At 46.6% G+C, this 26,526-nt stretch carries 24 protein-coding genes; 10 read left to right on the top strand and 14 right to left on the bottom strand.

The features are described from left to right. Positions 1-11: 11 nt before the first annotated feature. Both gyrB and asnB read right to left on the bottom strand, forming a co-directional pair. Positions 12-1,952: a DNA topoisomerase (ATP-hydrolyzing) subunit B gene (gyrB, locus tag SD450_RS01090; RefSeq protein ID WP_318342809.1), complete on the bottom strand. Its 1,941-nt coding sequence runs from the start codon at positions 1,950-1,952 to the stop codon at positions 12-14. A gap of 259 nt (positions 1,953-2,211) precedes the next feature. Further along, positions 2,212-3,882, bottom strand: coding sequence for an asparagine synthase B (gene asnB / locus SD450_RS01095; protein ID WP_318342810.1), 1,671 nt, complete (start codon positions 3,880-3,882; stop codon positions 2,212-2,214). A gap of 241 nt (positions 3,883-4,123) precedes the next feature. Here asnB and SD450_RS01100 point away from each other — a divergent pair, with 241 nt between their 5' ends. After that, positions 4,124-4,654, top strand: a complete 531-nt coding sequence (locus SD450_RS01100) for a DUF2911 domain-containing protein (RefSeq protein ID WP_318342811.1) — start codon at positions 4,124-4,126, stop codon at positions 4,652-4,654. Between the two features lie 44 nt (positions 4,655-4,698). Here SD450_RS01100 and SD450_RS01105 read toward each other — a convergent pair whose 3' ends face one another. From SD450_RS01105 to SD450_RS01115, 3 genes are all read right to left on the bottom strand, one after another. Next, positions 4,699-6,318: an amidohydrolase gene (locus SD450_RS01105; RefSeq protein WP_318342812.1), complete on the bottom strand. Its 1,620-nt coding sequence runs from the start codon at positions 6,316-6,318 to the stop codon at positions 4,699-4,701. Between the two features lie 68 nt (positions 6,319-6,386). After that, on the bottom strand, positions 6,387-8,135 hold the full coding sequence (locus tag SD450_RS01110; protein WP_404828216.1) for a TonB-dependent receptor: 1,749 nt from the start codon (positions 8,133-8,135) through the stop codon (positions 6,387-6,389). 12 nt (positions 8,136-8,147) lie between these two features. Next, on the bottom strand, positions 8,148-11,171 hold the full coding sequence (locus tag SD450_RS01115) for a tetratricopeptide repeat protein (RefSeq protein WP_318342814.1): 3,024 nt from the start codon (positions 11,169-11,171) through the stop codon (positions 8,148-8,150). A gap of 147 nt (positions 11,172-11,318) precedes the next feature. Here SD450_RS01115 and SD450_RS01120 point away from each other — a divergent pair, with 147 nt between their 5' ends. Further along, on the top strand, positions 11,319-12,002 hold the full coding sequence (locus tag SD450_RS01120; RefSeq protein ID WP_318342815.1) for a cell division ATP-binding protein FtsE: 684 nt from the start codon (positions 11,319-11,321) through the stop codon (positions 12,000-12,002). Between the two features lie 85 nt (positions 12,003-12,087). Then, a complete protein-coding gene (gene ppgK, locus SD450_RS01125) occupies positions 12,088-12,852 on the top strand; it encodes a polyphosphate--glucose phosphotransferase (RefSeq protein WP_318342816.1) in 765 nt (254 codons plus the stop codon). On the opposite strand, the gene typA is transcribed toward ppgK, so the two are convergent. The 5 genes from typA to SD450_RS01150 form a co-directional block, all read right to left on the bottom strand. Further along, positions 12,849-14,648: a translational GTPase TypA gene (gene typA, locus SD450_RS01130; protein WP_318342817.1), complete on the bottom strand. Its 1,800-nt coding sequence runs from the start codon at positions 14,646-14,648 to the stop codon at positions 12,849-12,851. The genes ppgK and typA overlap by 4 nt on opposite strands. 97 nt (positions 14,649-14,745) lie before the next feature. Then, positions 14,746-15,309: a hypothetical protein gene (locus SD450_RS01135; protein WP_318342818.1), complete on the bottom strand. Its 564-nt coding sequence runs from the start codon at positions 15,307-15,309 to the stop codon at positions 14,746-14,748. A 95-nt stretch (positions 15,310-15,404) separates the two neighbouring features. Continuing rightward, positions 15,405-15,782: a type II toxin-antitoxin system HicB family antitoxin gene (locus tag SD450_RS01140; RefSeq protein WP_318342819.1), complete on the bottom strand. Its 378-nt coding sequence runs from the start codon at positions 15,780-15,782 to the stop codon at positions 15,405-15,407. A gap of 2 nt (positions 15,783-15,784) precedes the next feature. Next, positions 15,785-16,030, bottom strand: a complete 246-nt coding sequence (locus tag SD450_RS01145) for a type II toxin-antitoxin system HicA family toxin (protein ID WP_318342820.1) — start codon at positions 16,028-16,030, stop codon at positions 15,785-15,787. Positions 16,031-16,094: 64 nt separating this feature from the next. Beyond that, positions 16,095-16,679, bottom strand: coding sequence for a hypothetical protein (locus SD450_RS01150; RefSeq protein WP_318342821.1), 585 nt, complete (start codon positions 16,677-16,679; stop codon positions 16,095-16,097). A 75-nt stretch (positions 16,680-16,754) separates the two neighbouring features. On the opposite strand from SD450_RS01150, the gene kdsA reads away from it, so the two are divergent. The 6 genes from kdsA to SD450_RS01180 all read left to right on the top strand — a co-directional run bounded on the left by kdsA (position 16,755) and on the right by SD450_RS01180 (position 23,063). Continuing rightward, positions 16,755-17,573: a 3-deoxy-8-phosphooctulonate synthase gene (gene kdsA / locus SD450_RS01155; protein ID WP_151890510.1), complete on the top strand. Its 819-nt coding sequence runs from the start codon at positions 16,755-16,757 to the stop codon at positions 17,571-17,573. Positions 17,574-17,727: 154 nt separating this feature from the next. Further along, on the top strand, positions 17,728-20,067 hold the full coding sequence (locus tag SD450_RS01160) for a TonB-dependent receptor (RefSeq protein ID WP_318342822.1): 2,340 nt from the start codon (positions 17,728-17,730) through the stop codon (positions 20,065-20,067). Between the two features lie 57 nt (positions 20,068-20,124). Beyond that, positions 20,125-20,841 carry a DUF4198 domain-containing protein gene (locus tag SD450_RS01165; protein WP_318342823.1) on the top strand — a complete coding sequence of 239 codons (717 nt, stop codon included), beginning with the start codon at positions 20,125-20,127 and terminating at the stop codon, positions 20,839-20,841. A 13-nt stretch (positions 20,842-20,854) separates the two neighbouring features. Continuing rightward, a complete protein-coding gene (locus SD450_RS01170; protein ID WP_318342824.1) occupies positions 20,855-21,187 on the top strand; it encodes a hypothetical protein in 333 nt (110 codons plus the stop codon). A gap of 3 nt (positions 21,188-21,190) precedes the next feature. Further along, complete coding sequence (locus SD450_RS01175) at positions 21,191-21,490, top strand: hypothetical protein (RefSeq protein WP_318342825.1); 300 nt, start codon at positions 21,191-21,193, stop codon at positions 21,488-21,490. Between the two features lie 4 nt (positions 21,491-21,494). Continuing rightward, complete coding sequence (locus SD450_RS01180) at positions 21,495-23,063, top strand: PepSY-associated TM helix domain-containing protein (protein WP_318342826.1); 1,569 nt, start codon at positions 21,495-21,497, stop codon at positions 23,061-23,063. Here SD450_RS01180 and SD450_RS01185 read toward each other — a convergent pair. From SD450_RS01185 to SD450_RS01195, 3 genes are all read right to left on the bottom strand, one after another. Next, positions 23,060-23,428 (bottom strand): DUF1801 domain-containing protein, encoded by a 369-nt coding sequence (locus tag SD450_RS01185; protein ID WP_318342827.1) that lies wholly within the window; start codon positions 23,426-23,428, stop codon positions 23,060-23,062. The two genes, SD450_RS01180 and SD450_RS01185, sit on opposite strands and share 4 nt — an antisense overlap. A 17-nt stretch (positions 23,429-23,445) precedes the next feature. After that, positions 23,446-24,321, bottom strand: a complete 876-nt coding sequence (locus tag SD450_RS01190; protein WP_318342828.1) for a DUF808 domain-containing protein — start codon at positions 24,319-24,321, stop codon at positions 23,446-23,448. 101 nt (positions 24,322-24,422) lie between these two features. Further along, a complete protein-coding gene (locus tag SD450_RS01195) occupies positions 24,423-24,881 on the bottom strand; it encodes a COG2426 family protein (RefSeq protein WP_318342829.1) in 459 nt (152 codons plus the stop codon). Between the two features lie 206 nt (positions 24,882-25,087). Between SD450_RS01195 and SD450_RS01200 the strand changes: the two genes are divergently transcribed. Then, complete coding sequence (locus SD450_RS01200; protein WP_318342830.1) at positions 25,088-26,209, top strand: Sb-PDE family phosphodiesterase; 1,122 nt, start codon at positions 25,088-25,090, stop codon at positions 26,207-26,209. On the opposite strand, the gene SD450_RS01205 is transcribed toward SD450_RS01200, so the two are convergent. Then, entirely contained in the window at positions 26,210-26,509 is a 300-nt protein-coding gene (locus SD450_RS01205; protein WP_318342831.1) for a hypothetical protein, read from the bottom strand. It abuts the gene before it with no gap. Between the last annotated feature and the right edge of the window lie 17 nt (positions 26,510-26,526).

A 26,526-nucleotide genomic window follows, 5' to 3' on the forward strand; every position in this document is an offset into this window, starting at 1 on the left:
ATAACCGTTATCTATGCATCTATGTTGGCATAGACGGCATTTTTTTCGATGAATTCCCTTCTTGGCGGTACCTCATCCCCCATCAACATGGAGAAGATACGGTCCGACTCGGTGGCGTTGTCTATGCTTACTTGTCTCAGGGTACGGAACTCCGGATTCATGGTGGTGTCCCACAATTGTTCCGCGTTCATTTCCCCAAGACCTTTATAACGTTGGATGCCAGCCCCCCCGTTCATGGAGGCCACTATTTCATCACGCTCCTTATCGGTCCATGCATAGCGTTTTTTCGATCCCTTTTTCACCAAGTACAATGGTGGAGTGGCGATGTAAACGTGTCCTGCCTCTATCAACTCCCGCATGTAGCGGAAGAAGAAGGTAAGGATCAAGGTTTCAATGTGGCTACCATCGACATCCGCATCACACATGATGACCACTTTGTGGTAACGGAGTTTGTCCAAGTTCAATGCCTTGCTATCCTCTTCGGTTCCGATGGTAACTCCCAACGCCGTATAAATGTTCTTGATCTCCTCGTTTTCAAAGACCTTGTGCTGCATGGCTTTCTCAACGTTCAAAATCTTACCACGCAAGGGCAAAATGGCCTGGAAATTTCGGTCCCGTCCTTGTTTGGCGGTACCACCTGCCGAATCTCCCTCAACGAGGAACACTTCGCATTTGGTGGGATCTTGTTCGGAACAATCGGAAAGTTTACCAGGTAATCCCCCAACACTCATCGGGTTTTTACGCTGGACCATTTCACGGGCCTTGGCAGCGGCATGTCTTGCCTGTGCGGCCAATTTTACCTTTTCCACGATCTGTTTGGCATCCTCTGGGTGTTCCTCCAGATAGTCGGTCAGCATTTCGGAAACGGCCTGGCTCACGGCACTGGTGACTTCGCGGTTGCCCAGCTTGGTCTTGGTCTGACCTTCAAACTGGGGCTCGGCCACTTTTACGGAAACAATGGCGGTAAGTCCTTCGCGGAAGTCATCCCCTGAGATCTCAAACTTTAGTTTGTCCAACATACCGGAATTGTCGGCATATTTTTTCAAGGTGGTGGTCAACCCCCTCCTGAATCCGGAAAGGTGCGTACCCCCTTCGTGGGTATTGATATTGTTCACATAGGAATGGAGGTTCTCGGTATAACCTGTGTTATAGACCATGGCCACTTCCACAGGTATGCCGTTCTTCTCCCCTTCCATGGAGATGACGCTTTGGGTGAGGGGCTCTCTGTTTCCATCCAAGAATCTGATGAATTCTTTCAATCCTTCTTCGGAGTGAAAGGTTTCGGAAATAAACTCTCCCTTGTCGTCCTTGTTTCGTTTATCGGTAAGCGTAATGGTGATGCCTTTGTTCAGATACGACAGCTCCCGCATCCTGTTCGCCAAGGTCTCATAATTGTATTCTGTGGTCTGGGTAAAGATGGTGTCATCAGGAATAAAGGTAACCACGGTACCCGTTTCATCACTTTCCCCAATGCTCTTTACAGGATAGAGCGTCTTGCCCTTCTCATATTCCTGTTCCCAGATTTTTCCGTCCCTATGTACAGTCGCTTTTAGATGATTGGAAAGTGCGTTGACCACAGAAACCCCCACACCATGAAGTCCCCCGGAAACTTTATAGGAATCTTTGTCAAACTTCCCTCCAGCCCCAATCTTGGTCATGACCACTTCAAGAGCAGAAACTCCTTCTTTTTTGTGCAGATCGACAGGGATACCCCTACCATTGTCCTTAACGGTTATGGAGTTATCTTCATTAATGACCACATCAATCGCATCGCAATAGCCGGCCATGGCCTCATCGATGGAGTTGTCCACCACTTCATATACCAAATGGTGCAACCCCCTGACCCCTACATCACCAATATACATGGAAGGTCTCATACGCACGTGTTCCATGCCCTCGAGGGCCTGGATACTATCCGCCGAGTATTGTTTCTTGTTCGCTTCTTCGCTCATATATTCTTAGTATTTGCCTTGAATTTTTCAAATCCTACAAATATAAGGAATAGCCAGTGGAATTAGGCCATAGAGGGACAATGAACCCCCTAAGTTATCAACAAAATCTGTGGAAAACGAAGGCCTGTACAAATGTTCTGGATCATAACCCGACCACCAACGAAAAACCCCTTGTCGAAGGGGTTTTTCTGACTAATTGAAAATGAAACAAAACAGCATCTTCCTGCTCCATATCGTTGGTTGGTTATTATAGGTTGGGTTATTTTACATAAGCATCGGCATGTACTTTGGCAACGGCCCTACCTGATGGGTCGTTCATGTTCTTAAAGGCCTCGTCCCACTCCAGGGCTATCCTGGTACTGCAGGCGACCGAAGGTTCTTGTGGAACGCTCAGCGCAGCCGCATCCGAAGGAAAATGTCCCTCAAAAATGGAACGGTAATAATATTCCTCTTTGGTGGTGGGTGTCTGTATCGGGAACTTGAAGTGGGCGTTCTGCAATTGCTCATCGGTCACTTCTTCCTGCACCATGGATTTTAGGGTGTCTATCCAACTATACCCTACTCCATCAGAAAATTGTTCCTTTTGTCTCCAGGCCACACTTTCGGGAAGATAGGACTCGAATGCTTTTCGCACCACCCATTTTTCCATGCGCTCCCCGTTGATCATCTTGTCCTTTGGGTTGATTCGCATCGCCACATCCATAAATTCCTTGTCCAAAAATGGAACCCTGCCCTCTATTCCCCATGCCGCCAAGGATTTGTTGGCCCTGAGGCAATCGTACATATGGAGTTTGTCCAACTTGCGCACGGTTTCTTCATGGAAGTCCTTTGGACTTGGTGCCTTGTGGAAATACAGGTAACCTCCGAACAACTCATCAGCACCCTCTCCGGAAAGCACCATTTTGATCCCCATCGACTTGATGACCCTTGCCATCAAATACATCGGCGTGCTCGCCCTGATGGTGGTGATATCGTAGGTCTCGAGGTTGTAGATGACATCCTTTATGGCATCCAAGCCTTCCTGGATGGTGAATTTTATCTCGTGGTGTATGGTCCCGATATGTTTGGCCACTTTTTGGGCAGCGGCCAAATCGGGCGAACCTTCCAATCCCACTGAAAAGGAATGCAATTGTGGCCACCAGGCATCGGCGGTATCACCGGATTCAATCCTTTTTTGGGAATATCTTTTGGCGATGGCCGAGGTCACGGAAGAGTCCAATCCACCGGAAAGCAGCACCCCATAGGGCACATCGGACATCAATTGGCGGTGCACCGCGGCCTCCAAGGCCACTTTGATCTCCTCAATGCTGGTCTTGTTTTCCTTGACGGCATCGTATTCCATCCAATCCCGTTGGTACCATCTCTTGAACTCCCCGTCCGAACTGTGCAAATAGTGTCCGGGAGGAAAAAGTTGGATCTTGGAACAGGTGCCTTCCAAAGCCTTCAATTCGGAGGCCACATAAAAAGTACCGTTTTTGTCCCAACCGATATACAACGGAATGATCCCCATATGGTCACGGGCGATGAAATATTCATCCTTTTCGCTGTCGTATATGGCAAAGCCAAAAATCCCGTTCATTTCATCAATGAAATCCACACCCTTTTCTTGGTAGAGCGCCAAAATGACCTCGCAATCGGATTGGGTCTTGAACGTATATTTTCCTTCGAACTGTTTTCTCAGTTCTTGATGGTTATAGATTTCGCCATTGGCGGCAAGCACAAGTTTTCCATCGGCACTCAACAAAGGTTGTTTCCCTGAGGCAGGATCCACGATCGCCAACCTTTCATGGGCCAAAATGGCCTTGTCATCCGAATAAATCCCACTCCAATCGGGACCCCTATGTCTCACTTTTTTGGACATTTCCAATAATTGGGGCCTCAACACTTCCGTGCTTTCCTTCACATCAAATGCGCAAACAATTCCACACATACAAATATAATTTATTACAATTTTTATACAAAAATGAATATTCAACTTTTGAAATAAAACAATAATGCATATTTTGGTTACATTTTATTTATATAAAATATAAAAATATATTTTTATGAAACTTTTTTAGCGAAAGAGCATATCAATCTGGAGCATTCTGTAAGGTTCTTCAATTTTAACGTCTTTTTATACAAACAACATTGAATAAATTCTAGTTTTGAAAACAACTAAAATCACAATCATGAAAAATCTATTTTTACTGACATTCTTTGCTTTTGCCATGGTTTTTTCCACAGAGGCCACAGCCCAAAAATTCAGCGGTCTGGACAAGAGTCCCTTGGACATCGCTTCTTATCCAGCTAGTTACAAGGAGGCCGATAAGTCCGTCCGTGTGATCTACAGCCGACCACAATTGAAAGGCCGTAGTTTGGCCGACCTTGCTCCTGAAGGAAAGGTGTGGAGAACCGGTGCCAACGAGGCCACTGAAGTTACTTTTTACAAGGATGCCACCATTGGAGGTAAGACCGTCAAGGCGGGTACGTATTCCTTGTTTACCATTCCTGGGGATGATGAATGGACCGTTATCCTGAACAGTAATTTGAACCAATGGGGGGCGTATTCCTATGACAGCGATGCGGACGTAGCCAGGGTTACCGCTACTGCCAGCACTGACGATGAGGAATTGGAAGCTTTTTCCATTGCTTTTGAAGATGATGGTGAAATGGTCATGGGATGGGGCACCACAAGGGTTTCCCTGCCAATCAGTTTCTAATACAGATTATTCGATATGAAAAAGCGGGGCCTTCCCCGCTTTTTTTATTTTACCCTAACACCATTCAAAAAAACTTGCTCCGCCTTTAAACTTGGGATGTTTTCCACAGGGACGGTCATGATGTCATCGCTGAGGATAACAAAATCGGCAAGCTTCCCCGGCTCAATGCTTCCTTTCTCGTTCTCCTCAAAGTTGGAATAGGCCGCCCAAAGGGTCATTCCCTTTAGGGTTTCTTCCCTGGAGAGGGCATCCTTCATCTGGAACCCTCCTTCCGGATACTGTTCTTGGTCCTGTCTGGCCACCGCGGCATAAAATGTCAGGAAAGGGCTTACCTGCTCCACGGGAAAATCGGTTCCCAAAGCCACGATTCCCGCCTTTTCCAACAATGTTTTGTAGGCATAGGCACCCTTTACGCGGTCGGGACCCAGTCTATCCCCTGCCCAATACATATCGCTGGTGGCATGTGTGGGTTGCACGGATGGAATGATCCCATCTTCAAAATAATCGAAATCCTGCATTGATACCACTTGGGCATGTTCCACTTTCCACCGCCGGTCTTCCTTGCCCTGCAAAGCTTTTTGATAGGCCCTGAGCACGACCACATTGGCAGAATCGCCAATGGCATGGGTGTTCATTTGATAATCAGAAGCGGCAATACGTTCGGCCAGGGCACCGATTTCGGCCACAGGGGTGACCATGGCCCCATAATGCCCGGCTTGATCAGCATAAGGGGCTTTTAATGCGGCTCCCCTAGATCCCAATGCTCCGTCCCCATAAACTTTCACGGAGCGGACGTTCAACTTATCTGTTTTGATGATCCCCTTGTCCAAAAAATAGTCCAGGTTGTCCGGTGTGTTGGAAACCATGGCGTAGATCCTTATGGACAAGTCCCCCGCTTGCTGGAGGCTATCGATGAGTTCTATGGTCTGTCTGCCCAAGCCCGCATCGTTGACCGTGGTGAGGCCATGACCCAAACATATCCGTTCGGCATCTTTCAGGGCTTGGATTTGTTGTTCCTTGGTGGGTTGTGGGATAACGGCATCGACCATACCCATAGGGTTATCCACTAAAACACCAGTGATTGCCCCGTTCTTCTTCACAATTTCCCCACCATCCATTTGGGTTTCCATGGTTATCCCTGCCAAATCCAGTGCCTTTTGGTTCACCAGATAGGCATGCCCATCAATTCGTTCCAGAACCACGGGGATGTCCGGGAACAGTTCATCAAGTTTGTCCTTGGTGGGAAACTCCTTTTCTTCCCAATCATTTTGGTCCCAACCTCTGCCGCGAATATAACTGGCGGGACGTTCTTTTTGGAAAGCGGCCACTTTGTCCACAATTTCATCAAAACTGGAAGTACCTACCAAATCCACTACTTGTTGGTTCAGTCCAAGCCCATAAAAATGGCAATGGGCGTCTATGAGTCCTGGGACGATTGTCTTCCCTTCGGCATCCAACACTTCTTTGGCGTTGTATTTTTTTTGGAGGACTTCGCTTTCTCCCACTTCCAGAAACTTTCCATCCTTGATGACCACGGAACTTGCCTTGGAGAATTCTTCATCTACTGTATAGATGTTGGCATTGTGAACGATCATGTCCACTTCTTGCTTGGAGTTACAGGCCAACAAAAGAGGCAATACTAGAATTGAAAGGATTTTTTTCATTCTTGATGGTTTTTCCAAAAATAGGAAATACATATATGTCTTCAAGAATAAACTATTCTCTACGAGCTTTAAAAATCAAACTTGTAGGACACCCCGGCCAAGGCCTGAAAGCCCTGCACCCTGAAATTGGCCCAGTTTTGATAGTTGTTGTTGGCAATATTGGAAGCCTTCACAAAAATGGAAAGTTGCTCATTGAACCTGTACCCCAGATGGGCATTGGCATCAAAAAAACCGTCCAAGGTCACGATGGTCGATGGAAATTCAGAAGGTACTGCACCATCAATGGCCTGCGATATCAAATCGTCCCGTTCACCCACATAAAACAAATTGGCGCCCATGTACCATTGATCGGTAATCTGGTAATCCATGAACAATGATCCTTTGATGGAAGGAAGGTTCCAAGCAGGATTGTCCGTTTCCGTATCATAATCATAAAATTCCGCATTCACCCCCAAGGTAAAGTTGCGGTTGATATCAACATTGATTTCCCCGAACACGCCCAAGGTCTTCATATCATCATAAAACACCTGAAAGGAATTGCCGTAATAATAGCTTTTCTCATCATCCCTGATATTGATAGGGTTCAGCAAAAACAAGGGCCTTCTGTTCTCTGCGGTATAGGAACCTTTAATGTTGTACCCAACATTGGACATCAACTGTCCCTTTAAACCTAAATAGCCTTCATATTGCTGATCGGTCGGCAGAATATCCAAGGTCGGCGACACGTAAGGGTTGTCATCCACAAAATCGTGATACGAGTTTTGCTTCAATTCCCCCTCTATCCCCCCGTAGGCAATCACATTTTCATCCAAAAGACGGTACGAAGCGGTCACGGCTGGATAGATATAGAAATTGCTGTCACTGTTTTCGGTGTCAAGACCATACACAATGTTCGCTCCCAGATTCAGGGTAAGATCATCACGTAGGATGAGGAGACTCGGGGTCACACCGGCCTGCAAATGGCTGTAATTGATCTCCCCGGTATTGGTCGTATTGTTCAATGATGCATTTTTGAAATTTCCGCCCACATAATCCAACTTGGCAGAAATGGTGATCAGCTCCTCGGTAACAGGCAGTTCAAAGGTCGGGTTGAGCACTAAACGGTTTTCCGCGGATTCCGTGGCATCCCAAAAACGCCTCAAAAGCAGGTTCCCTTGTTTGAAAAAGGAATCCTCCATGTTCAAATGGGCCTTTGCCTCTGCATTGAAATAATTTTGCTGTTCGTCCATGGCGGCAACAACATCCTCGCTATAGGCCCCGTTCTCTATCCCATACCAGTTGTACAGTTGGTGCTGAAGCCCTATACTGGCACCCCAATCCATATATCTGTCCCTTTTGGCGTAGGACGCATCAAGTTTTGTATTGTAGAACTCCGTGTCCAAAGGTGTGGAATCCAGATCGCCCCTTGATGAATTGTGGGTCAGGCCAAAATCCAACAGGTCCTCTCCCCTGTTGAACTCCCTGCTGGTATAAAAATCCACCAAGGCATTGTTATAGTTGCCCAGCCCTACCGAAGCATACGAATTGTACAGCGTGGGTGGCGGGGTCTTCTTCACTCCCGATGCCTTTCCCTTGGCCGGGGTAAAGGTGGACGCCACCGGAACGGAAAAAATACTGTAGTCTATCTTCTTTTTTTGCAGCACGATGGAATCGTTCAGATTGGGTGCCGATTTGATCTTGAAGGCATCCGAAACGGTAGGGGAATACGGTTTCACCACCGTTACCGTCTCCGTGCCGATATCATCGGTCTCCTGACCGAAAAGGGTTCCAAAAAGGCTCAAAAAAAGTAATGGAAATATATAGGTTCTCTTTTGCATGTCGTGTCTCATTTAATTTTGGTTGGGATCTACCGATGAATTGCTCTCTGCTTCCTTCGTCTTGATACTGGCCAGTTCGCTCTTGGCCTCGGTGACAATCTCATCATAGTCCGAAAAATTGGAAATCACGCTTTCCAAAATGTAGGTGGCCTGGAAGGCATCTCCCAAATTGTAGAAATTTTTGGCCATGATCACCAATCCCTTTCCGGCCCATGTCTTGTAGGCCGAGTAATCCTTCGCCAACTTCTGTACCGATGTGTTGGAGGCTTCAAAATCACCCTCCTTATTTTTAAAATACGCATCGTAGTACCACGCTTCGGCAGCGAGTTCCCCCGTAGCGATTTTCTTCACATCCTGATAGGCGGTCTTGGCCAGTGCTTCATTTTCTGTGGCGATGGCCGAGCGTGCAATCATGATCTGCGCATCACTCTTGATCCTATCGTCAATTTTCGGCGCCTTCAACACCTTTTCGGCATAGGCTATGGTCTGCCCATAGTCTTTTTGTCCATAATACCCCTTCATCAAATTGGATTGGGCAAAGGTCCTGTTCTCGGAAATATCGGCCGTGCTTTCCAATCGTTTCAGGTAGGGAATGGCGCTTTGATAATCTTGCTTTTCCACATAAATCTCACAGACACGGGTCAATGCCTGCTCGGTATATTCACCGTTCCCTCCATCGGCCACTGCTTTGTACCGTGGCAGGGCCTTGTCTTTTTGCCCCTTGGCAAAATAAAGCTGGGCCAAGGCAAAATTGGCACTTCCGGAATGAAGGCCGTTCGGGAACTGTTTCAAATAGTCCTCATAGCCTTTGATGGCCACATCGGTCTTACCCTCTATCTGCTTCTTTTCAGCCGATTCAAAACTGGCATTGTCAAGTTCAGAGTCGGTCACCTCCACAAAATCCAGGTTTCTGGCCCATGCGGCATATTCGCTCACCCTACCTTCGTCCACATAGACCAATTTGGCCGTGGCCACCGCCTGTTTGGCCTCTTGGGTGTTCGGATATTTCTGCACTACTTCCTTCAACTTATCCAAAGCCTGTTGGTTTCTACTGGCATTATAGTGCACAAGGCCTTGGCGCAACATGCCTTGGGGGGCAAACTTACTTTTTGCATATTCGGCCACAAGACGGTCATAGGTGCGTAGTCCCAAATTCTCCTGATTGTTTTTGATATAGGAATTGCCGAGTTCAAAAAGGGCATCATCCCGCAACGAAGAGGTGGGATAACGCTCCAGAAATTCGATAAGCCCATCGATCTTGGCCGAATTGTTGCCCAAAAATCCACTGCACAATGTTTTCTGAAACGCAGCATAGTCCCTCTCCGGTCCGTTCAATTTGGAAGATGCGTCGTAGGCGTTCATGGCCAACTGATATTTGCTGGTCACGAAATAGCTGTCCCCCAAACGGAGATAACCATCGTTCTTGCGGTCCTCATCAAGGGCGTTGGAATTGACCACGTTCTTGAAATAGGCTATCGCATTGTTGTAATCCTTCAGTTTGAAGTAGCAATAGCCCAGATTATAGTCCAACTCTTGGTATTCCGGCAACGCTTTGGATGCAGGAAGTTGTTGGAATTTCACAAAATCGACCAAGGCTTTTTGAAAACGGTTCAACCGATAGGCAGATTCCGCCTTCCAATATAGGGTCCTTGCCTCAAAAGTTGCATTATCGGCACTTTTCAAGGATTTGGAAAAACGTTCCAAGGCCGCTTCATAATCCCCATCGATAAAAAGCTCCACCCCGCGATAGTAGGCCACTTTTTGATAGGTTTCCTTGCTCGCATAGTTCTTGTTCTTCTCCAAAAGCTGCATGGCCCCTTCAAAATTACGGGAAGTGATGTATGAGTCCACCAAAAGTTCTTGGATCTCCATTTGGTTTTCATCCTTGGGATATTTCTCCAAATAGGAAGTCAACACCTGAGGAACAGGCTCGTAGGCATTGCCTATTTCGTAGCTCAATCTGGCGTAGTTGAGCATGGCATCTTTCTGGATTTCGGGGCTGTAATCCATTTGTGATGCATTTCGGAAGGCATTGAGCGCTTCGGATTTCTTGTCCAACTTCAAATAGCATTCCGCCAAATGATAGTATGCGTTCTGCGACACATTGTTGGACCCTCCAATGATCTTATTGAATTGCTGTATGGCATTCTGATAGTCTCCTTGCTTGTAATGGCTATATCCCAGCAAATAGTAATCGGTGTTGTTGAACTTGCCCCGTTTGCCCTTATAGCCTTCCAAGTACGGAATGGCCTTTCCATATTGTTCCAGATTGAAATAGCTCTCACCAATGATCTTGTTGAGCTCGGAAACTTCCTGCCGGTCCGATTTGGGCAACTGCTTTTCTGCCATGGCGATGGCTTCTTCGAACTTGCCCAGTTTAAAATTGAGGTCGGCCTGGTAATAGGACAGCTTCTCATTGAGCAGCTCTGGGTCCGTGATCTGGTCAAAACGGGCACTGGCCTGATTGTAATCGTCCTGCTCATAGGCAATGTACCCCAAATAATATTTGGCTTGCGATCCATATTTTTGGGAAGTGGAAACCTTGCTCAGATACCGTTCCGCCTCACCTGGCCTGTTGGAAGCATAAAGGGCATAACCGTTGTTGAAGTTGAACCGCTCCTTGTCTGCATAGGACATGGAAGATTCATCCACTTTTTTGTACCATTTGAGGGCAAATGGGTATTTCCCCGTCTCAAAATAATAATCGGCCACGTCCAAAAAAGCGGAATTGCGTTTGGTGGACGTGGGATAGCGCTCCACAAAGTCCTCCATCATTTTGTCCGCTCCGCGCTGGTTCAACCGTATGGCGGCATTGGCGGCATAATAGGCACTGTTGGCCTCCGTCTCGCCATCCTTGGTACTGGCCTTTACCGTTTGGAAAATGGTCTGCGCGGCCTGGTACTGTTGGTTGTTGTACAGGGCCAGGGCATCTTGATAGGCTTTGTTGTCGTGGGTATAAATTTCGGTTTCCTGTGCACTGAGCACAAAAAAAGTTCCCAAAAAAATGGGAAACACAAAGAGGTTTTTTCGATTCATAGTGTTCTACGCTGTTCTCGACTGACTTTAGTCATAACGTCAAAATTAAGGCCAAAGTATGTTTCATACCCTAAAGATGTAAAAATTGATTGATCAATAATGGGGATTATTTTTGAACTTAGTACCTTTATTTCACAAAATGAAGCTATGCCCGAGACCATCGTAAAATTAGAGGACGTTGCCGTATTCCAAGATGAGAACCTAGTACTGAACCATATCGACCTGGAAGTAAAGAAAGGAGAGTTTGTGTATGTGATAGGAAAAACCGGGAGTGGGAAGAGTAGCTTTATGAAGACCCTCTATGCCGATCTTCCCCTCAGGCAAGGGGCCGGGCAAGTGGTTGAATTTGACCTGAAAACCCTCAAAGAGAAGGACATTCCCTTTCTGCGCAGGAAATTGGGCATCGTTTTTCAGGATTTTAAGTTGTTGCCAGACCGGAATGTGAACAACAACCTTCGCTTTGTCCTGAAGGCTACCGGATGGACAGATTCCACCAAGATGGACGAAAAAATCGAGGCGGTTCTGGATAAGGTCGGCATGAAGACCAAGGGATTCAAATTTCCACATGAACTGTCGGGTGGGGAACAACAGCGCATTGCCATAGCCCGTGCCCTGCTGAACGACCCCGAACTCATCCTTGCCGACGAGCCTACGGGAAACTTGGACCCCCAAACCAGCGTCGAGGTCATGAAGGTGCTCCAGGACATCAACCAAAATGGACGTACCATCATCATGGCCACCCACGACTATGCCCTTATCCTCAAATATCCCCACAAAACCTTAAAATGTGACGGAAGCAAGGTTTTTGAGGTGGTGCAAAAGGCGGTATGACCCATATTTCGGGATTAGATACCGGCTAAGTCTTCTCCCCAAAAAGTTTTTTGTTTCTTTGCCTAAACAAAACACACTGCCATTTATGGAAATTCTTGGTATCGATATTGGAGGAAGTGGCATCAAAGGTGCGCTCGTGAATGCCGAAACCGGCGAAATGTTGACCGAACGGTTCCGCATCCCCACGCCTAAATCCAAAAAGCCACAGGCCATGGCCAAAGTGGTGGCCCAAATTGTGGAGCATTTCAATTATACGGGTCCCGTGGGCTGCGGTTTTCCGTCCATAGTGAAAAATGGCGTGTGCTTGTCCAAGGGCAACCTTCATAAAAGTTGGGTGGGCGTGAACATCGACGAACTCTTCACCGAAGCCACAGGACAGGAATTTACGGTGCTGAACGATGCCGATGCTGCCGGATATGCCTCCATGAACTACGGTGTGGGAAAAGGAAAGAACGGACTGGTGATCATGATCACCATTGGTACAGGACTTGGCAGTGGTGCCTTTTTCAACGGGGTGCTCATCCCGAATTTTGAACTAGGGCAGATTCCTTATAAAAAACATATAAAAATTGAAAGTTGGGCCGCTGCCTCGGCCAAGGAAAGGGAAGACCTGGACTTCAAAAAATGGGGGAAGCGCTTCAATAAGTTCTTGAAATTGGTGGAACTGATCGTGAGTCCCGACCTTATCATTGTAGGTGGTGGCACCTCAAAAGACTGGGACGAGTTCAGTCATATCATTGACATAGACACCCCGGTAATCAAAGCGGAGCTGATGAACCACGCCGGAATCATCGGTGCGGCCGTGGCCTGCCTAAGGGAGCAGCACCACGGGCATCTGACCAAAGGTTAAACTACCTTGTTTCGCTTTCTATCTACCTCTTTCAGGTAAATTTTACGGATCCTAAGATGTTTTGGGGTCACTTCGACGTATTCGTCCTTCTGGATATATTCGAGGGCCTCTTCCAAAGAAAACTTGATGGCAGGTACAATTTTTGCCTTTTCATCCGCTCCTGAAGATCGGACGTTGGACAGCTTTTTGGTCTTGGTCACGTTCACCGTCATATCATCGCCACGGGAATTTTCCCCGATCACCTGACCTTCGTAGATATCCTCTCCCGGATCAATAAAGAACTTGCCTCTTTCTTGAAGCTTGTCAATCGAGTAAGGAATGGCGGTACCGTTTTCCATGGACACCAACGAACCGTTCAATCGCTGGGGAATGTCCCCTTTCAGAGGTTGGTATTCCAAAAAGCGGTGCGCCATGATGGCCTCTCCAGCCGTTGCGGTCAACAACTGGTTTCGCAGACCGATGATCCCTCGGGACGGGATGATGAACTCACACAACATTCGGGAACCTTTGGCCTCCATGCTGGTCATCTCCCCTTTTCGCATCGATACCATTTCCACAGCCTTTCCTGAAACTTCTTCGGGCAGGTCTATGGTCAAATGCTCCACGGGCTCACATTTTACACCATCAATCTCCTTGATGATGACCTGTGGCTGTCCAATCTGGAGCTCATATCCTTCCCTTCTCATCGTCTCGATCAATACCGAAAGGTGCAATACCCCACGGCCAAAGACCATAAATTTATCGGCACTGTTGGTTTCCTGTACCCTTAGGGCCAAGTTCTTTTCCAACTCCCTTTCCAAACGTTCCTTGATGTGCCTTGAGGTCACAAATTTCCCATCCTTTCCAAAAAATGGACTGTCATTGATAGTGAAGAGCATGCTCATGGTAGGCTCATCAATGGCGATGGTCTTCAATTGCTCCGGTTTTTCAAAATCGGCCACGGTGTCACCGATTTCAAAACCTTCCATCCCCACAATGGCACAGATATCTCCTGCTACCACTTCTTGTACTTTTTGGCGTCCCAGACCTTCAAAGGTGAAGAGTTCCTTCACTTTGGTCTTGATGATTTTTCCATCCCTTTTTACCAAGGAAATGTTCTGTCCTTCCTTGAGCGTTCCTCTTTGCAGCCTTCCAATGGCGATACGGCCCGTGAATGAAGAGTAATCCAACGAAGTGATCAACATTTGAGTTGTTCCCTGCTCTGGCTTGAACTGGGGCACATGCTCAATGACCATGTCCAAAAGTGGCTCGATGTTCTGGGTCGGCTTTTGCCAATCCGTACCCATCCAGTTGTTCTTGGCAGAACCATAGACGGTCGGGAAATCCAACTGCCACTCCTCTGCCCCAAGTTCGAACATGAGATCGAATACTTTTTCGTGGACCTCTTCGGGCGTACAGTTTTCCTTGTCCACCTTGTTGATGACCACACAGGGCTTCAGACCAAGGTCTATGGCTTTTTGTAGCACGAAACGGGTCTGTGGCATGGGACCTTCGAAGGCATCCACCAACAACAGCACCCCATCGGCCATATTCAGAACTCGCTCCACTTCGCCACCGAAATCGGCGTGCCCAGGAGTATCTATAATGTTTATTTTGGTATCCTTGTACACCACGGAAACGTTCTTGGAGACAATGGTGATCCCCCGTTCCCGCTCCAGGTCGTTGTTGTCCAATATCAGATCGCCCTTGTTCTCGTTGTCTCGGAACAATTGGCAATGGTACATGATCTTATCCACCAAAGTGGTCTTACCGTGGTCAACGTGGGCAATGATTGCGATATTCTTGATTTTGGACATAACCTGATTTTTAAGCGCGCAAAGATACTGCTATTTTCCACTTGTCCGCACTTCCAAATGTTATTTTTATCTTATTGATTTTGTGCGGGTTTGGGTTTTAAAGTCCCACACACCATCGCTTTTCGCTGATGATCCACCCGATACTGAGGTTCACCACAGGGTGGATGGCCCCTTTGAACGGCCCTGCATAGTAGCCCGCACCTGCATCAATGGAAAAGCTGAGCCCTGAATTATAACTGCGTTGGATACCATAGACCAAGCCACCATATCCATGCAGACCATCAACCAGTTGCCCCTCCACTGTTCGCTCGCCAGGTGAAAAAAGGGCTACGGTGGGAGCGATATAATTCCCAGAGTTTCCATAAATGGACCTTCTGCGGTGGTAGCGTCCATCAAAATTGTGGTAATAGCGGTACTGGGCCGTAATGGCCGGGAAAAAATCCAGATTTTCAAGGTCAAGAGGTTCTGTATGGGAAGGCTCCAAGGCCACTTGCCATGCCACCCTAAAGTCCAAGGTACTGTTCACACCCACGCCCATTTCATATTCAAGCCCTGGATTGAAGATGTTCAATTTTACCTGTCGTATCTCACAGTTCTTGCCATATTGGGCATGGCCCATCATTCCGCAGAACAACATCACCAATAAAAAGGAACGGCGCATAGTAGGTCAATTTGGTCATCTTAATAACAGTTACTTTATCAAAATAGTATTCTTGGCCAAAAAGAAAGAGGAGTTCCTTACTCTCATTAATCTATCTAAATATTATAGTTTTCACCGGATTCGTTAAAGACTATGTCTTCATGCTTGATCAGATAATCAAAGGAGATATTGACCACTTCATTGAGTTTTATATTTCGTTTGCTGGCAATGATGGCCAACTCTCTGTGCCTTTTATTGCTGGTACGGACATTGAACATTCCCTTATAAACTTTCTCCGGTTCTTTGCCCAGTTCCTTACAAGTTTCCAAGTAGTCATTGACAGCCTCTTTAAAGTTTTCGTTCAGTTCATCTATTGAAGTCCCTTCATAGTTGACCAAGTCGTTGATCCCCACTATTTTTCCATAAAGAAGCCTATCTTCACTGCTATATTCAACAGTGCCGTAGTAATTTTTATATTTTAAATAACCTGCCATAACTATATATTCAATTTCTCTATAACCTGTTCCAAAACATAAGTTTTTACAATGTTGCCTGGGTGGGGACGGTGGAGATTGATAATGTTTTTGTCATCATTTGAAAATTTGACCCTAGACCCTCCTGTTTTTCCCTTCTTGGAAATTTCAATATATCCATAATGGTTCAACACTTTTACCAGTTCATCCCAAGTAAAATCCCTAGGAATCGTTTTAAGCCTAACAATCAGTTTTGAAATTTTACTCATGGACAAATATAATCCGAAATTTGTAACTAAAAAACAGTTACTTTTTGATACTGACAATTATCACCTAGTCAAATACAGGCTCCCGCGATTTTCTCTTGGTGGCGACCCATCCGAAGGTAAAATGGACCAATGGGCCATAGCCATCGGGAACACCATCCCCTTTGTAGAATCCAGCGCCCAGTTCCGCATTGAAATTGAACCCATTCTTATACGTCCGTTGGATGCCATACACCATCCCATAAAAACCAAGGTTGAAATCCTTTGGACCTTCAATGTTGGTGGACACCCGTAGTTGTGAAAAGAAAATGGCCTGCGCCACGGCAATGTAGTTGCCCGAATTCCCGGAAACATTCTTATCCATGTCAATCCGTCTCTGGAAATTGTGGTAATAGCGATATCGGTTGTTCATGGTCAACCCAAATGCATAGCCCTCCTCATAAGTGGCCGTGGCCAAGCCCAATCCGGTAGAGATGCTTTGGTTCCTGAACAATCCAAATTCGTAACTAAATCCAGGACTGAGCAGGTCGAACCGGACTTGATGACGTTCCAGATTGACAAGGTCAAAGGTTCTGCCCCGCTCTTGAAACTGGGCAAAAACCCCAAAACAGCTTAACATCAATACGGAAAAAATGAGTAGTTTTTGGATCATGTTAGATGGTTTTGATGCCAATAAATCTAAAAAGGTTACCAAGCTTATGTAGTATATTTGTGCAAACTTTAAGATATGGACATCACCAAAATACCCCAGATAAAACATACGGACAGCAACAACTTTTTCCTCTTGGCAGGACCTTGTGCCATAGAAGGGGAAGACATGGCCATGCGAATTGCCGAAACGGTAGTCTCCATAACCGACAAGTTGCAGATTCCCTACGTGTTCAAAGGAAGTTTCAAAAAGGCCAACCGGAGCCGTATTGATTCCTTTACCGGGATTGGGGACGAAAAGGCATTGAAAATTCTCAAAAAAGTTTCCGATACATTCGGGGTACCTACTGTAACGGACATCCATGAAATTTCGGATGCGGCCATGGCCGCCGAATATGTGGACGTGCTCCAAATTCCTGCTTTTTTGGTGCGCCAGACCGATTTGGTGGTGGCCGCGGCTGAAACTGGAAAGGTCGTCAACCTGAAAAAAGGACAGTTCATGAGCCCGGAAAGCATGAAGCATGCCGTGACCAAGGTGACCGAAACCGGGAACGAGCAAGCTATCATCACCGATCGCGGTACCATGTTCGGTTATCAGGATATGATCGTGGATTTTCGAGGTATCCCAACCATGAAGCAATATGCCCCTGTGGTGCTGGATGTGACCCACTCCTTGCAACAACCCAACCAATCTTCGGGTGTAACGGGTGGAAGACCCGCTTTGATAGGCACCATGTCCAGGGCCGGTATTGCCGCTGGTGTGGACGGACTTTTCATGGAAACCCATTTTGATCCAGCAAATGCCAAAAGTGATGGCGCCAATATGTTGGATTTAAGTTTGTTGGAAAAACTACTGACCGATTTGACCGCCATCAGAACTACCATCAACTCACTTTAGCATTCAAATTTCTAAAAACAACTCATTGAATTACAGGTAGATAAAATTTATTTTAAGTTTTATTTATAATTAGTCTAAATTTTCTTTGGCCAAACAAGTGTTGGGATTTACATTTGCATTCGAAAATTTATTTAGACCTATTATAAATAATAAAATGAAGAATATACTACTCATCCTCAGCTTTGTCACATTTTACAGTTCGCTGGCACAGACCGGCAACATTTCTGGCAAAGTGACCGACCAAAGAAACAATCCATTGGCCAATGTGAACATTGCCCTTTCCAACACCAGTCTTGGAACAACTTCGGACAACTCGGGAAATTACCAAATCGAAGATTTGGCCCCTGGGTCGTACACCCTTACGTTTTCCATGATCGGGTACACTACCCAGACCGCTTCAGTTACGGTCAGGGCCAATAGCACCACAAATGCTCCCTGGGTCGTGCTTGCGGAACGGCAGGAACAACTGAACGAAGTGATTGTGGAAGGTCATCAAAACAAATATGTGGAGAACAAACCGTCCACTTCCCTTCGCCTAAAAACAGAATTGGTGAAACTTCCACAAAACATCCAGGTCATTAGCAGTGAACTTCTCCAGGACCAACAGGTCACTACTATTATGGACGGACTTACGCGTAACGTCAGTGGGGTTACCATGTTGGAACACTGGGGCCAATTTGCCCGAATCAACATGCGTGGTTTCCGCTTACCTGCGTTCCGAAACGGCGTGAACGTTCAGGACAGTTGGGGACCTTTGGCAGAAGATATGAACACTGTGGAGCGCATCGAGTTCGTGAAAGGTCCTGCCGGTTTCATGATGTCTGCGGGCGAACCCGGTGGTTTCTATAATGTGGTCACCAAAAAACCAACGGAACAATTCATCGCAAATGCGTCTTTGACCGCTGGAAGTTTTGACTTTTACCGTGGTACTGTTGATGTGGGCGGAAAAGCATCCAGTGACGGAAAACTGCTTTATCGCTTCAATGCCATGTACCAAACCAGCGACAGCCACCGTGGCAATGAACAAGCAGACCGATTTGGATTTGCCCCAGCCTTTACCTATAAGTTTTCGGACAGAACATCGGTAACGGCGGAAATGAACCTTCAGGATGCGGAGTCCTTTTTGGGATCGGCCTACATTTTTGCCCCGGTTGCAGATGGTTATGGAAGTCTGCCCCGCGATTTCAATTTTGTGGATACCAACTACCCCAAGACCGACATCCAGGAAGTTACCTTTTTCTTGAATGCCAAACACGAGTTTTCGGATAATTGGAGCGTAGAGGGGCAATTGGCTTATTTACGCTATGATCAGGAAGGTAATTCAGCATGGATCGCAGGACTGGACAGTGATACCGGGGATGTGGTCAGAACCATCACCCAATGGGATGCACTCTCTGCCGGAAAATATGCCCAATTGTACATCAACGGCGCGTTCCAAACAGGAGGTGTGTCGCACAAAATCCTTGGAGGATTGGACTTTAGCGAAAAAAATTACTGGGCCGATTTCTACACTACCTTTACCGTGGACACCGAGGTACCTTTCAACATCTATGACCCAGTGTATGGTGAAGTGGCCATGCCAGATTTTGACCGATCCACAAAAGTACAATATAGAAGAGGTGGACAACCTTACAGCGCCAACACCCTTAGAGGATATTATTTTCAAGATGAGATTGGTTTCATGGAAGACAAAATCCGCTTGACACTGGCCGGACGATACACCAACCTTTACACCCAGGGCAAAACAGAAAATGATGATGTGGTGACCCCTCGCGTTGGTCTTAGCATTGACCTATTGCCTGATTTGGCCATTTATGGACTTTACGACCAATCCTTTTTGCCACAGGCCGGTATCAGCGCCGATTTGGAGCCTTTGAACGATCCTGTGGATGCCAATGATATAGAGGGAGGTATCAAGAAAACCTTCTTTGATGGTAGGTTGAGGACTTCCTTGGGCGCTTTCCAGATCACCAAAGAGAACATATTGACCACCGATCCCGAAAATCCGAACTATTCCATTTATTTGGGCGAGGTCCAATCAAAAGGTATCGAGTTTGACCTTCAAGGACAGGTAACCCCTGAGCTTAATGTGGTCTTGAACTATGCGAACACCAAGGTCGAAGTGACAAAGGACACCAATCCTGACAGGGTGGGCACACGGGTGGCCGGACACGCCAAGCATGTGACCAACGGATGGCTGAACTATAATTTTTCGCAAATCTCTGCTTTGAAAGGATTTGGGGCCTCATTGGGGTATCAATACCAAGTGGACCGTTCCACTTGGGCCTGGGCTGCCGACAACCAATCCGATCTTCCTGATTATTTCAGGTTGGACGGTGCACTATCATGGAGGAACAGCAACTTTAGGGTACAATTGAATATCAACAACATTTTGGACGAATACCTGTACTCCGGGGCCAATTATGGATCTTACCTGTACTGGCAGTCGGAACCGGGCATCAACGGAAGGATCACCGTAGCCTACACTTTTTGATCAGTAAAAATTCACCAAAGGCCCATACTATCGCATGGGCCTTAAAACATAAACATCATGAAAAACAAGATTTTATTCGTATTTATCGGTCTTTTTGGAGCCATGACGGCGCAAGCGCACTACCTCTGGTTGGAGACCAAAGGCACTGGCAAATTGGGCGAAAAGCATGAAATCCGTGTCCATTATGGGGAATACACCTATGGTGTCATCGAACAAGTACAGGGAGAAGCATTTCCCTTAGTGTCCAAATTCAAGCTATGGCTGATTGCTCCTGATGGATCTAAAACAGAACTCAGCACCGAAGCCAAAGAGGACCATTACGTGGCCTATTTTACGCCTTCCCAAGATGGTGTTTATACCGCAGCCCTAAACAACAATGAGATCAATGTGATCGATTATACCCAATATGATTTTGGCATCTTCAAAACACATTACCATTCCACTGCAAAGGTCCAAGTTGGAAATACCGATGCCGATACCCAAGCCGCCAATCCAGATGGCATTGTGGTAAAACAATTGGCCCACGACGGAAAAGAAATCAAACTTCAAGTACAGTACAAAGGACAGCCTTTGGCCAAAAACGAGCTTCAGGTGTATGTTGCCGATCTTTGGTCAAAGACCCTCTATACTGACGATAATGGGGAAGTCACCTTCGGCCTGCCTTGGGAGACCAAATACATTGTGGAGACCACCACCAAGGAAGAGGTTCCGGGAACCTATAATGGCGAGGATTACCAATTTATTTGGCACTGTGCCACCTACTGCATAAAATAATACGGATACCCATATGGCCACTGGAATCACCTTGTTCGTTTTTATCGGTTTTTACCTTTTGTACGGTACATCCCAAAAGATGGCCATGGCAGGTAATCTCGGCCTTGAAAAATGGATCGGTGGGCATGCAAGGATTTCCAAATACACCGGATCGGCCCTTTTGATTGTTTCACTGGGGCTGAGCTGTCTGTATTGGGGCGCGGCTTCCGGGACGTTCACTTATTTCGTCATCCTGATGACCATTGCAAGTCTGGTCATCCTATTGGCCCCTTTGCGAATATTGAACCCTAGGTTTCTGACCTTGGTCCTTGTGGTATCCATCATCTGCGAAATTGTTTTGTTCTAACCTATGCCAGCCAACAAAAAATACCTGACCCCATCGCCTTGGCAACGGTTTGCCAAGATCACAGCCGCCATTCTAGGGGGGCTAATGGTCTCTGTCCTGTTCCACATGGCCTTGGCCAGTTGGGTCAACCATGTGACCGTGATCATCACCAGCACTTTTTCCGCTTTTATCTTATGGGCCGTTTTGATGGTCGTGGGCTTTCTGGGCAAAAACGGCTGGAAAACATGGGGCATTTATTTGTTGACCTCACTGTTGCTTGGGGTCATTTTTTACTTTGGCAACCAAACCCATCCAATCATCTGACCTTATGGGAAACCGAATCTATAATATTTTGTTCCATACGCACACGGTCAGCGGCATCGTGATCAGTGTGGGCCTATATGTGATTTTCTTTGCGGGATCGTTTTCCTTTTTCAGGGACGAGATCACCAACTGGCAACGTGGGCATAATGTTTCCTTGGCCGATGAGATTCCGGGGAGTATTGATGGCTATTTGAACGATCTTTCCAAAGACCACAACCTGTATGGCAGGGATGTGGAGCTCTACCACTATTTCAACGAACGGAACATATCCGTCAGCCTGACCGCCTCCAAGGATTCCCTGGCCAAAGAGGAGGACAAGGCCCGCGTATTTTTCTATGTGGATACGGAAGACAAGAGCACTGGGGATTACCGGGGTTCGTACCACTTGGGCGAATTTCTATATCGTCTGCACTTTCTGGATCAAATCCCTTACCCTTACGGCAGATATTTGTCCGGCTTTGTGGCCTTCTTTTTCCTTTTTGCCATCATCACAGGGATTTTGGTGCATTGGGACAAGATCATTTCCAATTTTTACACGTTCAGGCCGTGGGCCAAGATCAAGACGATTTGGACAGATGCCCACACGGCACTTGGCGTGATAGGTTTTCCTTTTCAGTTTGTGTATGCCGTAACAGGGGCCTTCTTCCTATTGAAAGGCATCCTGATCCTTCCTGTGGTGATGGGTTTCTACGATGGCGACCAGAACAAACTCTTTGAAGATTTGGAATACAACCATCCCGAATATGCCTTTTACAACGAAAGGCTTGAAGGGCCCATCAGCATAGATCCCTTGGTTGCAGACATTAGGGAGGAATGGCCCGATTTTAGGGTCACGGAGGCCCATATCTTCAACTATGGCGACCAAAACATGCACGCTTCCATCAGCGGATATTTGGGCCGCGGCACCAAACTGAACGGTCTGGGCCATCGGATATACAAAGTTGCGGATGGTTCCGTAGTGGAAGAAAAGGTGCCCCTGACCAACGATTCTTATCTGGACGGTGTCAAGAACATGATGTTCCGTTTGCACTTTGGCGATTATGGGGGTTATGGCCTACGGGTCATTTCCTTTGTGCTCGGATTGGTTTCCTGCTTTGTGATCCTCTCCGGGATCATGATCTGGTTGGTGGCACGGGACAAAAAGAACATCCCTGAAAAACGACGCAAGTTCAACCATCAAGTGGCCAACATCTATATGGCCATCTGCCTATCCATGTATCCTGTGACCGCCTTGGAATTCATCATTGTGAAGTTGGCCAATCATGTGGACATGGCGTTTATGTACCGTACCTATTTCCCTATCTGGTTGGTGGCATCCCTCTTTTTTATCTTCAAAAAGAACATTGCCTTTACCAACAAATGGACTTTGATCACAGGTGGTGTGCTGGGGCTCTTGATTCCCATTGCCAACGGTGTGGCTTCCGGGAACTGGATATGGTCCTCCATTTCCAACGATCAGTACCATATACTTTTGGTGGATCTGCTCTGGTTGTTCCTTGGCCTGACCACTCTTTGGATTGCTTTTTTTAAGCTGAAAACCAAAAAGGGGGAATTTGTGCCGAGCAAAGGTTAATTTTTATAGAACCCTTTGTCCCGAAGTGAATAGGCTTCCTTCAGCACGTCAACAAGAACAGCATCGTCAATTTCCTCCAAGGTAAGATAGCGTAGTGATTTAACCACTTTTCTGTTCTCCGTGTTCATCTTATCCAAATGAAGGGTCAAGTGGGCCGAACTCCAAAAAGCGATATCCACATATTTCTTCTTTTGGGAAACATTCAAATAACAAATGGGCTGTTTGTCCACATAAAAGCACGGGATATTCCATTTGTACTTCATGTCCACCTTCGGAACAACGGCTTCGATGACTGCCTTTAGGTGCATCAAAATGCTCCTGAAAGGTTCTTTTTGATGTAAAATGTACTCTTCGGCCGGGTTCATAGGGGTAATTCTGATCCTTATTTACGCTTGAAAACCTTTTTCACCAATTTCATCAAAAAGACGGCCACAAAACCCACAACCAGGCCAACAACAAAATCTTTCAGCAAAGAGGGAAGTCCTGGAAACAAATGATGGAGGTATTCAATGTTATGGTTGAATATGCCTCCCGACACCAATAAAAGGGCCAAGGTACCCACAACAGAGAGGGCCTTGATGATCTTGGGCAGTGCATTGACCAATACCATGCCCACTTTGTCCGAGAAGCTATCGTCCCTATCGTTCAGCCGGATCAGTTTGTACCCATAATCGTCCATCCGCACGATCAAGGCCACGATACCATATACGCCCACGGTGGCCAACAGGGCCACTACCGACACCACAACGATGCGTGTCACCAAAGGTTCGTTCACCACAGTGCTCAGGGCGATGATGACAATCTCGATGGAAAGGATAAAATCCGTGATGATGGCCTGCTTTACTTTTGCCTTCTCCAACGCTGGCAGATCTTCTTCGGGAACGGGAAGTGGCTCTTCGTCATGACCATGTTCCGCTTCCTTATGGGGAAAAAAGAACTCATAGACCTTTTCCGCGCCCTCATAGGCAAGATACACCCCGCCCAACAACAATATGATGGTAATCGCGGTGGCAAGATAGGCACTCAGCAAAAACGCAATGGGAAGAATGATCAATTTGTTCAAAAAGGAACCTTTGGTTATGGCCCAAAGGACCGGAATTTCCCTATTGGCCAAAAAACCTGTGGCCTTTTCAGCGTTCACGGCCAGGTCATCGCCCAATATTCCCGCTGTTTTCTTGGTGGCAATCTTGCTCATGGACGCCACATCGTCCATAAGGGCAGAAATATCATCCAATACTGCAAAAAAACCAGAAGCCATAGGTGTGTTTTAGGGTTGAGAAAATTTTATTGACCAGAGGCAAAATAAACAAATCCAAGTATAACGAGGCATTAAAAAAACAAAAATACATGCCCTATCCGTTATTGGACCCCTTCCATGGACAACATGGTGGTCGCCCAAACGATTACCGACGAAAGGAAGATCCCAATGGTATTTGCCGCGAAGGCCTCCCTCTTTTTCATCTTAAAAAGATATGCGGCAATACTCCCTGCATACACTCCAGTGCCCGGCAATGGGACCATCACAAAGAGCACTATCCCAAGGAATCCGTATTTCTGGACTTTGCCCCCAGAGCCTTTTTTGGCCCTTTGTCCCACATAGACCGCAGATTTTTTGTAGAAACGCCATCTGATCAAATACTTGTTGATGTGCTCCAAAAAAAAGATCATGATCGGAAACACGAGCACATTGGCCAAAAAGCAGGCAATGAACACCAGATATTCGTTCGCCCCTTGGTAGATGCCATAGGGTATGCCCACTTTGGCCTCCCCAAAAGGTGACAGGCTCCAAAGTGCCGCTATGATCAAATCTTTGTGCAATGTACTGGAATTTTAAGCCGACAAAATTAAATAGGAATTTACACTTTGCCTCTTTGACAACCCTTAAATATTTATTAATTGTGATACCTACGGAAGAGCGGTCACAGGAATAATTGTGTTCTATTTTTAGGTTATCAGTTTGTAAAATCCACTAAAGGGAGTTGAAACATTGCCTGCAGTTCACTAATTTTAACAAAACCACCGCCATGAAGTTCCAACCTCTCCCCCTATTCGTCTGTCTACTGACCGTTTCTCTCATCTTTTCGCAAGAACATACGCACCAAAGCGCCAGGCCCCTTGCTTTTCCAGATGTGCCGGGGTTTAGGACCTTAAAGACCGACCTGCACCAACACACGGTCTTTTCCGATGGAAATGTGTGGCCCACCATTCGGGTCATGGAGGCACTGCGGGACAATCTGGACGTTATTTCACTCACGGAACACATTGAATACCAACCGCACAAGGAAGATATTCCCCATCCCGATCGAAACAGGTCCTATGAAATTGCCCTGCAAGAGGCCAAGGACCATGACCTGTTGGTCGTGCATGGTTCGGAAATCACTCGGCAGGCACCGATGGGGCACAGTAATGCCGTTTTTATCCAAGATGCGAACAAATTATTGAACGATAAGGCCGAAGATGCTTTTGCCGAAGCAAAACGCCAGAATGCCTTTGTGTTTTGGAACCATCCGGCATGGCACCCCCAATCTTCCACGGGCAATCCTATTTTGAGTGATTTTCAAAAAGAGCGTATCCAAAATGGGGAGCTGCACGGTATCGAGGTCATCAATATGGGGGATTATGCGGAAGAATCCTTGGCGTTGGCCCTGGAGCACAATCTGACCATCATGGGCAACAGTGACATCCACGGCCTTATTGATTGGGACTATGCAGAAAAAGGGCATGACCGCCCGATCACCTTGGTCTTTGCCAAGGAAAAAACACCGGAATCCCTAAAAGAAGCATTGTTTGCCGGAAGAACGGTGGCCGTTTTCAATTCACTTTTGGTGGGAAAAAAGAAAAATTTGGTTCCGCTGTTACAGGCTTGTATCCAAGTTGAAAAGGCCCAGTACATCAAGAAGACCTCTATTTTGGAAGTGACACTAAAAAATGTCTCCAGCAGCGACCTTATCTTTGAGAACCAGATGCCCTATACTTTTTATTCCAGTTCCCCTGTGTTCACCGTTCCCGCTGGCGAAACAAAGACCATCAACATCAAAACCTTGGAAAGGAAAAATGGCCTGACCCTCACGTTAAAGGCGTTGGGTGCCTATGTGGCACCAAAGGTGCAACCTGTTGTTGAATGGGAAATCAAAGTAGGGGAGTGATCAGGCGACGGATGGAATATGGGCGCCGTTGATCTCGATATCAAAATCGGGCAGTATTTTTTTGATGCACTCCTTGGGGGTCTTTTCTGAGATCCAGACCCAGTTGCGTTTCACATCCACATCAAAATGATAGCATGAAAAATCGCCACAGCATTCCCCATCTACCCTGGTCAACAAAAACTTGGTAATCCTTGGCCTGAGGCTGTACTCCAAATCGATACAGGCCCTTTTCATGGCCGAGTCGGTATTCCCTGAATATACCCAGTTAAAGTTCACTGTTCCAAATAATAGGACAAACAAGATACTGATAAATAACA

Source organism: Flagellimonas baculiformis (assembly GCF_033441575.1).
Lineage (GTDB): Bacteria > Bacteroidota > Bacteroidia > Flavobacteriales > Flavobacteriaceae > Flagellimonas > Flagellimonas baculiformis.

Excerpts from the sequence above, each read along its gene's own strand:
- gyrB (WP_318342809.1), bottom strand. The coding sequence starts at position 1,952 with ATGAGCGAAGAAGCGAACAAGAAACAATACTCGGCGGATAGTATCCAG.
- asnB (WP_318342810.1), bottom strand. The coding sequence starts at position 3,882 with ATGTGTGGAATTGTTTGCGCATTTGATGTGAAGGAAAGCACGGAAGTG.
- SD450_RS01100 (WP_318342811.1), top strand. The coding sequence starts at position 4,124 with ATGAAAAATCTATTTTTACTGACATTCTTTGCTTTTGCCATGGTTTTT.
- SD450_RS01105 (WP_318342812.1), bottom strand. The coding sequence starts at position 6,318 with ATGAAAAAAATCCTTTCAATTCTAGTATTGCCTCTTTTGTTGGCCTGT.
- SD450_RS01110 (WP_404828216.1), bottom strand. The coding sequence starts at position 8,135 with ATGCAAAAGAGAACCTATATATTTCCATTACTTTTTTTGAGCCTTTTT.
- SD450_RS01115 (WP_318342814.1), bottom strand. The coding sequence starts at position 11,171 with ATGAATCGAAAAAACCTCTTTGTGTTTCCCATTTTTTTGGGAACTTTT.
- SD450_RS01120 (WP_318342815.1), top strand. The coding sequence starts at position 11,319 with ATGCCCGAGACCATCGTAAAATTAGAGGACGTTGCCGTATTCCAAGAT.
- ppgK (WP_318342816.1), top strand. The coding sequence starts at position 12,088 with ATGGAAATTCTTGGTATCGATATTGGAGGAAGTGGCATCAAAGGTGCG.
- typA (WP_318342817.1), bottom strand. The coding sequence starts at position 14,648 with ATGTCCAAAATCAAGAATATCGCAATCATTGCCCACGTTGACCACGGT.
- SD450_RS01135 (WP_318342818.1), bottom strand. The coding sequence starts at position 15,309 with ATGCGCCGTTCCTTTTTATTGGTGATGTTGTTCTGCGGAATGATGGGC.
- SD450_RS01140 (WP_318342819.1), bottom strand. The coding sequence starts at position 15,782 with ATGGCAGGTTATTTAAAATATAAAAATTACTACGGCACTGTTGAATAT.
- SD450_RS01145 (WP_318342820.1), bottom strand. The coding sequence starts at position 16,030 with ATGAGTAAAATTTCAAAACTGATTGTTAGGCTTAAAACGATTCCTAGG.
- SD450_RS01150 (WP_318342821.1), bottom strand. The coding sequence starts at position 16,679 with ATGATCCAAAAACTACTCATTTTTTCCGTATTGATGTTAAGCTGTTTT.
- kdsA (WP_151890510.1), top strand. The coding sequence starts at position 16,755 with ATGGACATCACCAAAATACCCCAGATAAAACATACGGACAGCAACAAC.
- SD450_RS01160 (WP_318342822.1), top strand. The coding sequence starts at position 17,728 with ATGAAGAATATACTACTCATCCTCAGCTTTGTCACATTTTACAGTTCG.
- SD450_RS01165 (WP_318342823.1), top strand. The coding sequence starts at position 20,125 with ATGAAAAACAAGATTTTATTCGTATTTATCGGTCTTTTTGGAGCCATG.
- SD450_RS01170 (WP_318342824.1), top strand. The coding sequence starts at position 20,855 with ATGGCCACTGGAATCACCTTGTTCGTTTTTATCGGTTTTTACCTTTTG.
- SD450_RS01175 (WP_318342825.1), top strand. The coding sequence starts at position 21,191 with ATGCCAGCCAACAAAAAATACCTGACCCCATCGCCTTGGCAACGGTTT.
- SD450_RS01180 (WP_318342826.1), top strand. The coding sequence starts at position 21,495 with ATGGGAAACCGAATCTATAATATTTTGTTCCATACGCACACGGTCAGC.
- SD450_RS01185 (WP_318342827.1), bottom strand. The coding sequence starts at position 23,428 with ATGAACCCGGCCGAAGAGTACATTTTACATCAAAAAGAACCTTTCAGG.
- SD450_RS01190 (WP_318342828.1), bottom strand. The coding sequence starts at position 24,321 with ATGGCTTCTGGTTTTTTTGCAGTATTGGATGATATTTCTGCCCTTATG.
- SD450_RS01200 (WP_318342830.1), top strand. The coding sequence starts at position 25,088 with ATGAAGTTCCAACCTCTCCCCCTATTCGTCTGTCTACTGACCGTTTCT.